11 protein-coding genes are annotated in these 14,124 nt (G+C 59.4%); 7 read left to right on the top strand and 4 right to left on the bottom strand.

Annotation, left to right across the window (positions count from 1 at the left end; genetic code table 11):
* Nucleotides 1–6: 6 nt before the first annotated feature.
* From gatB to cysZ, 3 genes are all read left to right on the top strand, one after another.
* Nucleotides 7–1,458, top strand: a complete 1,452-nt coding sequence (gatB, locus tag AU11_RS08540) for an Asp-tRNA(Asn)/Glu-tRNA(Gln) amidotransferase subunit GatB (protein WP_043318720.1) — start codon at nt 7–9, stop codon at nt 1,456–1,458.
* Between the two features lie 455 nt (nt 1,459–1,913).
* Complete coding sequence (locus tag AU11_RS08545) at nt 1,914–2,210, top strand: PA4642 family protein (protein WP_043318721.1); 297 nt, start codon at nt 1,914–1,916, stop codon at nt 2,208–2,210.
* Nucleotides 2,211–2,213: 3 nt separating this feature from the next.
* Complete coding sequence (gene cysZ / locus AU11_RS08550; protein ID WP_043318723.1) at nt 2,214–3,110, top strand: sulfate transporter CysZ; 897 nt, start codon at nt 2,214–2,216, stop codon at nt 3,108–3,110.
* An 88-nt stretch (nt 3,111–3,198) separates the two neighbouring features.
* Here cysZ and rhlB read toward each other — a convergent pair whose 3' ends face one another.
* Together rhlB and AU11_RS08560 are read right to left on the bottom strand one after the other, a co-directional pair.
* Entirely contained in the window at nt 3,199–4,752 is a 1,554-nt protein-coding gene (gene rhlB, locus AU11_RS08555; RefSeq protein WP_043318725.1) for an ATP-dependent RNA helicase RhlB, read from the bottom strand.
* Nucleotides 4,753–4,918: 166 nt separating this feature from the next.
* On the bottom strand, nt 4,919–5,545 hold the full coding sequence (locus AU11_RS08560; protein ID WP_081848026.1) for a DoxX family protein: 627 nt from the start codon (nt 5,543–5,545) through the stop codon (nt 4,919–4,921).
* Between the two features lie 146 nt (nt 5,546–5,691).
* Between AU11_RS08560 and AU11_RS08565 the strand changes: the two genes are divergently transcribed.
* Both AU11_RS08565 and AU11_RS08570 read left to right on the top strand, forming a co-directional pair.
* Nucleotides 5,692–7,047 (top strand): MATE family efflux transporter, encoded by a 1,356-nt coding sequence (locus tag AU11_RS08565; RefSeq protein ID WP_043320264.1) that lies wholly within the window; start codon nt 5,692–5,694, stop codon nt 7,045–7,047.
* Nucleotides 7,048–7,156: 109 nt separating this feature from the next.
* Entirely contained in the window at nt 7,157–8,716 is a 1,560-nt protein-coding gene (locus AU11_RS08570) for a succinylglutamate desuccinylase/aspartoacylase family protein (protein ID WP_081848170.1), read from the top strand.
* Nucleotides 8,717–8,718: 2 nt separating this feature from the next.
* Here the strand turns inward: AU11_RS08570 and AU11_RS08575 are convergent, their stop codons facing one another.
* On the bottom strand, nt 8,719–9,420 hold the full coding sequence (locus tag AU11_RS08575) for a cation diffusion facilitator family transporter (protein WP_043318727.1): 702 nt from the start codon (nt 9,418–9,420) through the stop codon (nt 8,719–8,721).
* A 185-nt stretch (nt 9,421–9,605) separates the two neighbouring features.
* Between AU11_RS08575 and AU11_RS17715 the strand changes: the two genes are divergently transcribed.
* Nucleotides 9,606–10,145 carry an RNA polymerase sigma factor gene (locus AU11_RS17715; RefSeq protein ID WP_051687108.1) on the top strand — a complete coding sequence of 180 codons (540 nt, stop codon included), beginning with the start codon at nt 9,606–9,608 and terminating at the stop codon, nt 10,143–10,145.
* 32 nt (nt 10,146–10,177) lie between these two features.
* A complete protein-coding gene (locus AU11_RS08585; RefSeq protein ID WP_043318729.1) occupies nt 10,178–11,167 on the top strand; it encodes a FecR family protein in 990 nt (329 codons plus the stop codon).
* A gap of 49 nt (nt 11,168–11,216) precedes the next feature.
* Here the strand turns inward: AU11_RS08585 and AU11_RS08590 are convergent, their stop codons facing one another.
* Nucleotides 11,217–14,066: a TonB-dependent receptor domain-containing protein gene (locus AU11_RS08590; RefSeq protein ID WP_043318731.1), complete on the bottom strand. Its 2,850-nt coding sequence runs from the start codon at nt 14,064–14,066 to the stop codon at nt 11,217–11,219.
* Nucleotides 14,067–14,124: the final 58 nt, after the last annotated feature.

Genomic DNA, 14,124 nt, shown 5'->3' on the forward strand with positions numbered 1-14,124 from the left:
CGAGACGTGGAATGGGAAGTCGTCATCGGGTTGGAAGTGCATGTGCAACTGGCCACCCAATCAAAAATTTTCTCCGGAGCCAGCACCGCCTTTGGTGCGGAGCCGAACACCCAGGCCTGCGCGGTCGACTTGGCCATGCCGGGCACCCTGCCGGTACCCAATGAAGAGGCTTTCCGCTTTGCGGTAATGTTCGGCCTCGCCATGAATGCGGAAATTGGCAAGCGCTCGGTATTCGAGCGCAAAAACTATTTCTACCCGGACCTGCCCAAGGGCTACCAGACCACCCAGTTGGAACAACCGATCGTCGGCGCCGGCCAGATCGAAATTCACCTGGAAGATGGCAGCAGCAAGACTGTGCGTTTGCACCACGCGCACCTGGAAGAGGATGCGGGCAAATCTTTACACGAAGACTTCCACGGCATGTCCGGCATCGACCTCAACCGCGCCGGTACGCCGCTAATCGAAATCGTATCCGAACCTGATATGCGCAGCGCTGCGGAAGCGGTTGCCTACCTGAAAAAGATCCACAGCATCGTCACCTACCTGGGTATTTCCGACGGTGATATGTCTCAGGGCTCCCTGCGCTGTGACGCCAACGTTTCCGTGCGTTTGAAAGGCGAAGAGGAACTGGGTACCCGCACCGAGATCAAGAACCTGAACTCCTTCCGCTTTATCGAGAAGGCGATCAAGGTGGAAGCCCAGCGCCAGATCGATCTGATCGAGGACGGTGGTAAGGTGACGCAGGAAACCCGCCTGTACGATGCGGACAAGAACGAAACCCGCTCCATGCGCAGCAAGGAAGTGGCCAACGACTACCGCTACTTCCCCTGCCCGGACCTGCTGCCGGTGGTTCTGACCGACGATTACGTGGAGCAGATTCGCAGCGAGCTGCCGGAGCTACCGGATGCGAAGTGTGCGCGTTTCGAGAAGGACTACGGCCTGTCTGCCTACGATGCGGATCAGCTGACCCAGGAGCGCGCCACTGCAGATTACTTTGAGCAGGTGGCAGCCAAGTCTGGCGAGCCTAAACTGGCAGCTAACTGGGTGATGGGTGAACTGGCGGCGCTGTTGAACCGCGAGGAAAAATCTATCGCCGATTCTCCGGTTTCTGCGGAGCACCTGGCGGGCCTGATCGCGCGCATCAAGGACAACACCATTTCCTCAAAGATCGCCAAGCAGGTGTTTGAGGCGATGGCGAATGGTGACGGTGATGCGGACACAGTCATCGAGGCCAAGGGCCTGAAGCAGGTTTCTGACACGGGTGCCATTGAGAAGATGGTGGACGATGTAATCGCGGCCTCTACTTCTCAAGTAGAAAACTACCGCAATGCCGACCCGGACAAGCGCCCGAAAATGATGGGCTTCTTTGTTGGCCAGATCATGAAGGCTTCCAAGGGGCAGGCGAATCCGCAGATGATCAACAAGATTCTGAAAGAGAAACTGGACGCACTGCTGTAGAAGTCTTGCATGTCGGGTTCTTCTAGCTCAGAGGTCCCTACTAGCAACCTTCAGTGGCGGTCGTGCACCGGGTGAAGCTTTTCGAAACCGAACTAGGCGTCCCCCTGGGAATACGTCCCTGTACGCTGCGTCGCAAACGTCCCTGTTTGCGACGCTTTCGAAAAGCTTCACCCGGCACCCAACCTTAAATTTCGACAAATGTACTTCGTATCAACTCGGCGAGCTAACCAAGCACTCTAAAAATTGATGCGAAGGCGATGTCGCCGGGATTTGTTTGCGAAACCTTCCGCGAGAGGGACCTCGCGGAAGAGCCCCCATGGATGGGTTAACGGGGGGCGCCTAGCTCGTGTTTCGCAAACAAATACCGGCGGCAGCGCCGCCACCAAACCGCCCGACAAGGAGCGGAGGTGGTAAAGACACAAACGTAGAAAACAGACCACGAAAGGAATTAACAAGTGAGCCTGAAAAAAGACAAACAAAAAATCCTCGGTGAAGTATTCGACGATGAGCGTATCGCCGGTTTTCTGGAGGGTGACGCACCGGAAGGATTCAATCGGGATTTCTACCTGCTGGAGCGCGCCTACCGCGGTATGAAAGCAGAGAACTTTGAAACCTTCGTGCGCCTGTTCAAAGAACAGGGCCTGGACCTGAACAGCCAGAGCCCCGAAGGCCAGACTCTGCTCGCGCGCATCAGCGAACACAACCAGAGTGCGGAATACGCCGCCATTCTGAAGGCAGCAGGAGCACAGTAAAACATGACTTCCAACCCGGCACATGGCGTACACGCACTGATCCGGGGGGCGCAGCTGCTTACCCGGAAAGAGCTGCGCCCATTCATCATTATTCCCCTGCTCATCAACCTGGTACTGTTTATCGGACTGGGTGTCCTGATGATCAGCCAGTTCGACGACCTCGGCCGCTATATCGGCAGCCTGCTCTCCGATACCCCCGTCGACACCTCCAACATGTCCTGGTGGCGTGCGATTCTCGCCAAAGGCGCAGACTGGGCCGCGAGTGTATTCCAGTGGCTCGCATGGCTGATCGCCATTGTCGTGGTGCTCCTGTTCTTCTTCGTCTACGGCTACCTGTTCGGCATTATCACCAACATCATCGCCGCCCCGTTTAACGGCTTTCTCGCAGAAAAAGTCGAAGAACTTCTTACCGGCCACCCACCGCCCCCGGAAGCCCTGCACAGCATGGTACTCCGAACGCTCGGCCGGGAACTGCGCAAACTGATGTACTTTATTGGCTGGGGACTCGTGATTTTTGTGATCGCCTTGCTTACCAGCTGGACGGTGTTTATCCCCGCAATTCTCGGCGCACTCTGGGGAGCCTGGTGTATGGCAATCCAGTATGTGGACTATCCGCTGGACAACCATCAGCGCTCTTTCGGTGAGCTTAAAAGTGTCCTGATGCGCAAGAAGTTCACCACCTTGGGCTTTGGCGGTGCGGTGATGCTGGCAAAGATGGTGCCGATCCTGAATATTTTTGTAATGCCTGCCGCAGTGGCGGGGGGAACTGCGCTGTGGGTCGAGAGAATCTGGGCCGATGGTGACCCGGGCAAGGGCCCCAATGGAAGGAATATTCCGGTAGAGCAGTCGGCGGCCTCCGAAAAAAAATGGCCGAAAGGCATTCAGGGCCCGGATAAATAACCTGGTGGATGCGCTGCGCTTATCCACCCTACGAACACAAGGATACCCCACCTGTAGGGTGGATAAGCGCAGCGCATCTACCGCTCAATTAACGGCGCGGACGTCCACCGCCGCGGCGCCCGTCACGGCTTCCACCCCGACCACCGCGGTCATTGCGATCACCACCGCTACTGCGCTTCACGTGTACTTTGGGTGGTGCCACCAGCAGCTCTTCCGGCGGGACTTCACATTTCAGTTTACTGCCCAGCAGCTTTTCGATGGGCTCCAGGCGCATCGCATCGTCTTCACAGGCAAAGCTGATAGACGTGCCGCTCTTGCCCGCGCGGCCGGTACGGCCGATGCGGTGTACGTAGTCTTCCGGCTCTTCCGGCAGGGTGTAGTTCACCACGTGGCTGATACCGTCGATATGAATACCGCGGCCCGCTACATCGGTGGCCACCAGCACTTTGGACTTGCCGGTCTTGAAGTCTTCCAGGGTGCGCACACGCTTGTTCTGCGCCACTTCACCGGACAGCAGGCCCGCCGCAATACCATGAGCCACCAGGTTTTCATGGAGGCGACGGCACTGATCGCGACGATTAGCAAAAACGATCAGGCTTTCTACATCGTCCTGCTGCACGATGTTGTACAGCAACGGATATTTTTCGTCGCCGGACAGCATGTAGACATGCTGGGTTACGGTATCCGTGGCCACGTGCTCCGGCTCGATTTCCACGATGACGGGCTCCGACGTCCACTGCTCTACCAGGTCGTCCACTTCCGGCGTAAACGTGGCAGAGAAGAACATGGTCTGGCGGTGGGTCTTGCGCGGGGTCTGGCGCACGATGCGGCGCACGTCGGGAATAAAGCCCATATCCAGCATGCGATCCGCCTCGTCAATTACCAGTATCTCGGTCTGGTCGAGGAAGCAGTCGCGTTTGCTGACGAAGTCCAGCAGCCGGCCAGGGGTAGCAACGAGGATATCCACCAGGCGCTCGTTCAGCGCCTTCTGCTGCTTCTGGTAATCCATACCGCCGACCAGGGTGTGTATTTCAAGATCGGTGTATTTACACAGCCCCTTGGCGTCGTCGGCGATCTGCATCACCAGCTCGCGGGTCGGCGCGATGATCAGCGCGCGGGCCTCACCGGCGTAGCGCTCGCCCTCAAATGGGTTCTTGAGCAGGTCGTCGATCACGGTAATAAGGAAGGCCGCGGTCTTGCCGGTACCGGTCTGGGCCTTGCCCACCAGATCGTGGCCGTTAAGGGTGTGGGGCAGTGACTGCCCCTGAATCGGCGAGGCGTACTGGAAGCCGAGATCGGCAATGGCGTGCATCAGCGGCAGCGGCAGGTCCAGATCGTGGAAGCGCACCTTGCCTTCCTGCTCCGGGACCTGGAACTCGTCCAGGCTCCAGGGCTTTTCCGGTGCCTTCTGGCGAGTGTCTTTGCGCTTGTCGCGACCGCCCTGTCCGCCACCTTCACCCCCGCCGCGGCGACGGTTGCGCTGGCGACCGCCGGAGCGACCGTCCGCTTTGCCGCTCTCTGCGACGCGCTTTTCAGAGCCAGAAGCGGATTTCTTGGACTCGGGCTTCTGCCCTTTGGATGCGTTGTCAGACTTGTCTGCGCCTGATTGCTCAGCGGAACGACGGAAAAACTTGCCTATCAAAAGATTGCTCGCTCAATTGCGCCAGCGGGGCCGGAAATGGCCGGGCCGGGGTTGCAGCCGTGACCAGCGGGCCACGGAAACGGGTTAAATAATCGGCGAGTATATCATCTATATGCGAATTGCGAGTTACTGGCGCAAACTCCACTGTTCCAGCCATTACCGGCCATCAATCCCGCAGCAGCCCCCGCCGGCGGGCGATCCAGTAATCCAGGCTCACATAACGTCCGCCACCGGTAAACAACAACGCCAGCAGCATGACGAAGTAAGTGGCCGCAAACTCGATCCCGTTCTTGAGCACGGTGAAGCTGCCCGCCTCTGTCAGCCACTGGTAGTTGCCGTGCGCCTTGAGCAGCTCTACCGCCTTCTCCTTGCGTACCACCGCCTCTTCGATCAGGTCCTTGCGCCACTCCCAGGGCATGGTCAGTGTTTGCTCCGGCAGCGCGTGCCAGCCGTACTGCCAGTGCGCCGTTAGCGCGGCAACCGCCATGGTGAACATCAGCGGAATGGCCGCGAGGCGCACCCCCAAACCCAGCACCAGGGCGATACCCCCGAAAAACTCGGTCAACGCCGCCAGCCACGCCATTAACAGCGGCGCTGGCAGCCCCAGGCCCCAGTCAGGGTTACCAAACCAAGCCGCCACATTGTCGATGCCAGTGATTTTATTCCAGCCCGCGAGAATAAAGATTGGGCCGAGAAACAGGCGCAGTGCCAGTGGGCCCAATCCACTCAATGGCCGCAGTGCGTGCAGAAAACAGCTGTAAATCCGATTGAACCCGCTGTGTGCCCCATCCATAATCCGCTCCCGTTTTCGACAATACTGAATTCAGTAACATACTGTTCACTGAAGACTGGTCGCCGGAGACAGTGGATTCTTACACGCTGTCCCGAACCAAGTTCGATCAGTTTAGCCAGCCTCTAGCTTTTACCCATACCAAATCCATGTTCAGACTCTACAAACGCGCCACAGCCACGGAGCTGCGCCATCTCACCAATCTCGGTGGGCCACTGGTTGTGAGCAATCTGGCGGTGGTCAGCATGGGCGTCACCGATACCATCGTTGCCGGCCAGTCCGGCGAGGTGGACCTGGCTGGGCTGGCGCTGGGTTCCAGTATCTGGGCGGTATGTGCGGTGACGCTGATCGGCATGCTCGCCGCTGTTTCGCCGGTGGTGGCAAACCTGCGCGGTGCTCGCGACGAACAGGGCTGCGCGCGACAGATGAGCCAGTCGGTGTGGATTGCGCTGATCGGCGGATTACTGGTAGCCGGCGCACTGCTGGCCTCGCCCCTCTGGAGCCAGTGGATCCAGACCGAGGAGCCGGTGCGCAAGGTGATGGTGCAATATTTGCTGGCACTGGCCACCGGCACCCTGCCCTTTGCCTTTGGCAGCGCCCTGCGCGGTTACTGCGAGGGAATGGCGCAGGTGCGACCGGTGATGCGGATCTATCTCGCCGCCGCAGCGCTCAATATTCCCCTGGATGTCCTGCTGGTATTTGGCTGGGGGCCGATTCCCGCAATGGGTGGTGCCGGCTGTGGCTGGGCCACCAGTCTGGTGTGCTGGTGTATTGCCATCGCCCTATACTGGCACGCGGGTCACGATCCCGCCTACCGCGCGCTAAGCCTGAAACTGCTACCTCCGCGCCCCCACTGGCCTACCCTGAAGCACCTGTTGGCAGTGGGTATGCCCATCTGTATTGGCGCCGCCAGTGAAGTGACCTTCTTTGCCAGCCTTACCCTGCTGCTGGCCGCCTACGGCGCCACCATCGTTGCCGCGCACCAGATCGGCCTGAGTATCGGTTCGATTTTCTATCTGGTGGCACTGGCACTGGCGCAGGCCGTGAGTATTCGCACCGCCCAGGTACTCGGTCAGGGGCGCCCCAAACGGGCCAAATTTGTCAGTATCGTCGGCGTCGGCAGCGGCCTGATTTACGCCCTGTGTACCGGCATCGTGCTGATCAGCCTGCGCAATCTGTTGGTGCTCGCTTACACCGACAACCCGGAAATCATTGCCGTTGCTACCAATCTGCTGTTGCTGGCCGCCGCCTTCCAGCTGGTGGACGTGGCTCAGGCCATGGCCTGGGGCGCTCTGCGCGGGTACAAGGACACCAGAGTGCCCATGTACCTGCAGCTGTTTTCCTACTGGCTGGTGGGGCTCAGCTCTGCCTATTGGTTGGGCGAGCAATTCTGGGGGGTATACGGCTACTGGGTGGGCATCTGTATCGGCCTCGGTACCGCTGCGGTATTACTGATCTTGCGATTGCGCCGCACCAGCCACAAAGCATTGGTACGCCCCCACTAACCCGCTTGCATTCCGAAATCGCCAAATGCCGCGCAAATCTGCGGGAACCGATTGGCTATACTCGCGCTCTCAGCAACCTGACACCTGTTTTCCCGCAATGGAGTTTTTCATGCGCCGTCGCTCTCTGAGCCTCTCTGCAAGTCTGCCCCTGTTTTTTGCTCTCGCCAGTTATGCCGTAAACCTGCCGGCGGAGGAGTCTGACGAGAACGGCGAGCCGGTGGAAATCCAGCAGCCGCTTGAGGCGGTAACGGAAAAGCAACAACAGGAATCACAGCCACAGGAATCAGAACAGCCCAAGAGTGATCCGCCCGCGCAAGGACTGAGTGAAGGCGAGCAGCTGGAAACCGATGCCCAGCCGGAAAAGCCGATGCCGAAGGCAAAAAGCATCGAGCTGGATAAGCCGGTCAGTGAACAGGAACTGGTAGCGCCCCCGCAAGCGGACAATACCGAAGCCAAGTCAGAAACCATGCCTCAGGTACCCGCCGAGAGCGCCGCCCCGGAAGCATCAGAGCCGGAAGAGCCCGTCGGCCAGCCTTTGCAATTACTCGGCTCGGAAGTGTCTCCGGCGACCTCCACCCGCCTGGCCTGGTCTCCCAGCCAGCATTTTGAAGGGGTCTATAGCGCAACGCCGGTGCTGGTGGTCAACGGTGCCGAAGCCGGACCTACCCTGTGCCTGTTTGCCGCGATTCACGGTGATGAGCTGAATGGCATCGAAACCGTGCGCCGGGTGATGTACAACCTGAACCCGAAAACACTTAAAGGCGCGGTTATCGGTGTCCCCATCGTCAACCTGCAGGGGTTTCACCGCGGCTCCCGTTATCTCACTGACCGCCGGGATCTGAACCGCCACTTCCCCGGCCATCAGCAGGGCTCATCCGCCTCCCGTATCGCACGTTCGTTTTTCGATGAAGTAGTCACTCACTGTAACGCCATTGTGGATCTGCACACCGGCTCCTTCTACCGCACCAACCTGCCGCAGCTGCGCGGCGACCTGACGAATCCGAAAGTGGTAAAACTCACCAAGGGCTTCGGTTCCACCGTGGTGCTGCACAGCGACGGCGCCGAGGGCACTCTGCGCCGTGCGGCAGTAGAAGCCGGTATTCCCACGGTCACATTAGAGGCCGGCGCGCCCATGGTGCTGGACGAACCCTCCGTCAGCCACAGCGTAAAAGGTATTCGCACCCTGTTGAACCAATTGGGGATGGTGAGCAAATTCCGCCTGTGGGGTGACCCCGAGCCGGTGTACTACAACTCCACCTGGCAACGCGCCACCACCGGCGGCATTATTTTCAGTAAGGTGGAGCTGGGTGAATCCGTCAGCAAAGGGGACCTATTGGGAACGGTAACCAACCCCATCACCAACGTCCGCAAGGAAATCCGCTCCGAATACAACGGCCGCATTCTGGGTATGGCGATGAACCAGGTGGTGCAACCGGGCTTTGCCGCCTACCACATAGGCATTCAGGCACCGGAAGAACAGATTCCGGCACCAGAGGAGGTTACAGCGGAAGCAGAGCCCGTTTCTGCAGAAACGGGAGCAGGAGCGGCAACCGCCACCCCCTCAACAGAAGCCGCGTCAGAAGATTCAAACGGGAGCCATGACGAAACACCGCTGAACAAGAGCGGCGAATCAACCATGGATCCTGATGAGGATCGCGAGGAAGACTGAAACTATTTATTACCCGGGCTCACACGATCAATAATCCGTATCGGATCCGGGCGCAACGGCTCAGGTTGTAGCGTAATATGCTGAATGGCGAATCGCTCCATCAGTGTCTTTCGCAGGCGCCCCAGTACATCTGGCCATGCTGCGAGGTCGTCCACAACAATATGGGCAGACAGTGAAATCATATTGCTGTCCAGACGCCAGATATGCAGATCGTGCACTGACCGCACCCCCTCTTCCGCTGCCATAGCTTCCCCAATCACCGGCAAGCTCAGCTCTCGCGGTACCCGGTGCAGTACCCAGGCCACGGCAATATTGACCATCAGCCCGATGGCCGCGATCACCATCACCATGCCACCCTGCACCGGCTGCGGGTCCCGCAGGCGATCAAAAGCGGCAATGGAAATTCCGATAACGATCAACAGCATCAACACCGCATTGGTCAAAGCAGCGAGCACTTCCGCGCGCCCCCAACCAAATGACATTTCCCGGCTGGCAGGTTTCTGTGCAAGTAATGCGGCAACTGCACCCAGGGCAAGCGAGAAGGAATCGGTGAGCATATGCCCAGCATCGCCGAGCAGTGCCAGGGAACCGGAAATCCAGCCGCCGATGGCTTCGACCATGGCGAAGGCGAGTGTGATGATGAGCCCCCAAATCAGGGGCCTGAGATGTTCACTGCCACGGTGATGATGGGCGTGATCGTGCATGGAGTTCTTTCCGATTGACGGAGGAGTTCATATGGTCAGCATCCATAGTGGGGTTCAACAAGTTGTCACTTTTCCCCGGTACTCTGTCCTGTACAAGAATATTAGTAGACTCGCACGCAGGGTTGTTTTGCTTACCTATGGCTACCAAATAAATTGCGAGCGCCTCACCGGGGACAACAGGGCAGATGGAGCGTGGATCGGCACTTTTAGGGGGAGCAGCCTCGACAGCACAGGATGAGACCTTCAGCAACCTGCTGGCAGAAAAGCCCAGTCTGCTCGCGTTTATCCGCAGGCGCACGCGAAATGTTTGTGAGGCCGAAGATATCTACCAGGAAGCCATGATCCGAGTAACCCACAAACTGCAGAAAGGCGCAGTGCCGGAAAATCCGCTCGGCTATCTGTACCGGGTAACCGCCAATCTGATTAACGATATCCAGCGCCAGAAAACACAACCCACCGAGGCACTGGACGATGTGGCTGACAGCTTACATTGCCAGCAACCACAGCCGGACCAGCAATTGCATGACCAGCAACACCTGGCACTATTCGTCAAACAACTGAACGAACTACCGATGGCACTCAGAACCATGATCGTGATGAACAAGGTTCATGGCGTCACCATCAAGCAGATCGCCCAGCAATTCGGTCTCACCACCAAAGCGGCGGAAAAGCAGATCAATCGGGCCATTAAAAGTATCGAAGCAAGAATGCGCCAGCAGTTTTAGCGCAAGCCCTGAACCAGACACCAGTGACACCCATGAACAGAGAACGCCCGCTCAGCGAGCAGGAAGAACAGAGAATTTACCGCTGGATCGTTCACGGCGGCGCCGAACAGGCCGATGCCGAAACACACCTGCAGCACCAGAATTGGCTGCAGGAGAATCCGGCCCGCCAGCGCAAAGCCAGCCAGGTAGATGGCGTCTGGAACCACCCGGACTTCGAGAAAGCCGTGCGCCTGGTTGCGGGCAGCACCCCCGCCGAGGCCATGCTCGCCGCGCCAGCGCCCCGGCGAGCAGGCCATCGCTGGCCCCTCACTGCCGCCGCGGGGTTCCTGATTGCCATTTCCATCACCGTCCTGCTGCAGCCGTTCAGCACCGGGCAGGATCCCGACACTCAGGTTTACGCTACCGAGCGCCAGCAGACCCGCCACACCGCACTGGCCGATGGCAGCACCCTCGATCTCAGCGCTCAATCCCGGGTGGCGGTGGATTACAGCGAGCGCAAGCGCCATATCCGCCTGTACGACGGCGAGGCACGCTTTACCGTGGCCAAAGACAGAGAGCGTCCCTTCGTAGTGGAATCTCTCCAGGCATCGATCAAAGCACTGGGGACCATATTCAACGTAGACCAGCGCGGTGATGTCACCGAACTTACGGTGCTGGAGGGATTGGTGTCGGTACACCCGCACAATCAACCGGGCAACACTCGCCATGTAGCCGCCGGCGAACGCGTGCGCATCGCCGGCGACGCCATCGGCCGCGTGCAGAAATTCGACCTGCACAACTACCGGGATTGGCTGCAGGGGCTGGTGCAGGTGGAGGATATACGGCTGGAAGAACTACTGGTGGAGTTCAACCGCTACGCGGATACGCCCGTGACCGCGGCCGATTCCCGCACCCGCAACCTGCGCGTCGGAGGTACCTTCGATCTGCAGGATATGCACAGCAACCTGCAGATCCTCGCTGCCCTGCACGGACTGGAAATCGCGGAAACCGGGAGCGGAATCGTTTTGCGCAGCGGGCCCTAGTGGTCCATGCGGAAAGTTGTGTAACTGCTCGCTTCGCCAAAGCGGCCCGCTAAAACTCCACCCCCACCCGCAACTGATACCGGCGCCCGGATTGATACGCCATAAACGTCTCCTCGCCCTGGGAATAACGCCGCGTGTCATCCAGCAAATTCTCCACAGACAAGGTCGCGTACATGCCATCCAATACGGGCGTGTTGACGATCAGCGCGAGGCTGTCGTACGGATCGCGGTACACATCCGGCACATTTCGATTGTTACTTACAATCTCCAGTTCCCGGCCCGCGCGCTTGTACAACAGCGATACCCCGCACTCGCTGCCCAGGTGACGGTATTGCAGCTGCAGGCTGCCCAGATACGCGGGCTGCCCCTGCAGCGGGCGGCTTCCTCCTTCGCGCCAGTGGCCCGAGGGAATCGTCACATCCGAGACCATACTCGCATAGCTGGACTGCAGCACCAGCCGGTGGCTGTCGGCAAAAACCCGCTGATAATCAAGCTCCCATTCCACACCGTATAACCGCGCCGACCTGGAGTTGGCATAGCTGTAAATATTGAACGCGTGGCTGTTGTTGATAACAGGATCGAAAAATACACCTTCGATCGGATTGTCGATGGTTTTGTAGAAGCCGAGCAGTTTCATATCCAGGCCCAGGAGGTCATTGCGATACCGCCAGCGCAGGTCCCAGTTTTGCGCCGCGGCCATCTGCAGATTGGGATTGCCGGAAATTTCGATACGCAGATCGGTGTCTTCGTAACGCCGCGGCATCAGCTCATTGACCCCGGGCCACACCGCCGTTTCACTGTACCCCAGGTGCAGCTCCTGCTGCGCGGGCGGGTCAGGCACATACCCCAGCGCAGCGGAATACAGACTCTGCGTACCGTCCATCAGCGGCACCCACGACTGCGGCTGCGCATCCCAGAAATCCGCATCCACCCCATCCCGCTCGCGCCGAACCCCCAACACGAGCTGCCAACGTTCGTCGAAGCGCGTGTCCGCCAGTACGTAGCTCGCGTGGTTGCGATGTTGTGCCGCGTAAAAACTGCCATCCAGTTCCGGGGGGCTCACAATCAGTTTCAGGTCGTCATCCAGCAGGAAACCGTCGCCACCGGGCGCGCCGAGAATCATTTCCGGTGTCAGAATATCCATGGGGTTGGTCTGCGCCATCCGTTCCCGGTCCTGTTCGATATCCCCCTTGGCGATAAAGGTGTACTCCAGCAGATAGCCGTCCTGACGCGCTTTCAGCCGCTCCAGCCCGGATTTCAGTTCTCCGCTCCAGTTATCTCCCCATTCCCACAAGTAAGCACCGCTTACACCGGCACTCAGGGTTTCCTCACGCATTTCTTCCCAGGACACCTCAAACTGGTTGTAGCCTGGCTCGAAATAATAGGAATCGAAAAGACTGTTGCGCCGGTAGCGATAGCGCACATCAAAGGGACGGGTATAACGAGACTGCGCGGAGGTCAGGTGCCAGTTCAGCGCGATGCGCTCTTCCGGGCCAATAAAGTGATGCCCGTAAAACTGCCACAGCGCCATCTGGGTTTCGGTCCAGTTGGACAGGCTGCGCAGGCTGCCACTGCCGGCATAGTCGCCGAAGCCGTCGCGCTCGCGGGTTTCGATCTGCTCGGCGCGGTTCACACTCTGGCGCAGCAGCAGGAGATTACTGCCCAGTTGATGCCGCTCATCCAGCCCATAGCCCAGTGCCAGCAGCGCATTCAGATTGATGACATTTTCCAGCCGCCGGTGGTTACCGTCTTCCGTGGCGTAAAGACTGCCGGCGCTGTCTCCGTCTGCAGCGACAGAAAAGCGGTTCAGCACCTGAGACAAGAGTGCCCGCTGTTGCCATTCGTTCTGGTAACCGAGGGAGCCGGTCAGCCCCCAGTGGTGACGCCCGCGCTGCCAGGCGCGGCCACCGCTCAGGCTCAGCAGCCCGTCCACTCCGGCAGTGCCGTGGTAAATACCTGGATTGCGCGCACCATCCGCGCTGTTCAGAATCGCCTCTCCTGCCGCCTTGCGCTGCGCCGCCTCCCAATCGTCCGGGCTGCCCAGCCGCGCGTTCTTCGCCAGCACCTTTGGCAGTGCGCGGCCGCCGTCGTCGTAACCCAGCCAGTCATGCCCACCGGTGTAACCGCGGATCACCGGCGAGCCCGTTGTGCCGCTGCGGTAGCCACCGCCGGAAACCAGTGTGAGGTAGGGGGTTTCGGGAATACGCCGGGTTTCGATATTCACCACACCCGCGCTGGCATTGCCCGGTGCATCCGCAAATACCGATTTGCGCAGATCCACTTGATTCAGAATATTCACCGGAAACACATCCAGTGGCACCCGCTGGCCGGAGGGCTCAAGGCTCGGAATGGTGGCACCATTCAACCGCACCGACTGGTAGCGCCCTTTCATACCGCGAATCACCGCATAGCGCTCCTGCTCCAGTTTTACCCCGGAGATCAGCTCCAGTGCAGAGGCGAGATCGGTAATGCCGAGGGAGTGAATGCGCTCATAGTCCAACACCGCGTCGGCGCTGCCCTGGTAGCGGCCAAACTGGTTGCCGCTGCCTGTGGCCAGCTGTGCCACATACGGGCTGGCCTCCACGCTCACTTCGGCAATCGAGGGGGGTGGTACTGGCGCTGGCGGGGCGGCTTTTGTCTGCGCAGGCTCGGCCCGGTAAACCACCAGGGTATCGTTGATCACCCGGTACGCCAGGCGGTTGGGCGCCAGCAGCTGGCTCGCCATTTTTTCCAGTGAGGGGGTTGGGGATGAGCAATCCGGCTGCCATACCACCCGCTCGCCCTTTACAAGCTCGGGTATGGTGACCAGATGGTAGCCGGTTGCCTTCGCCAGTGCCTCGAGCGCCGATAGCAGGCTGCGCTCCTGATCCGCGGCACGGGTATCACAGGGCTGCCCCACCGCCGGCGGGGAAACGAGGGGCCCTAGACAGACACAGCACAGAGCCAGCGGACGCAGT

It is taken from the genome of Microbulbifer sp. HZ11 (assembly GCF_000708675.1).
In the GTDB taxonomy this organism is placed as follows: domain Bacteria; phylum Pseudomonadota; class Gammaproteobacteria; order Pseudomonadales; family Cellvibrionaceae; genus Microbulbifer.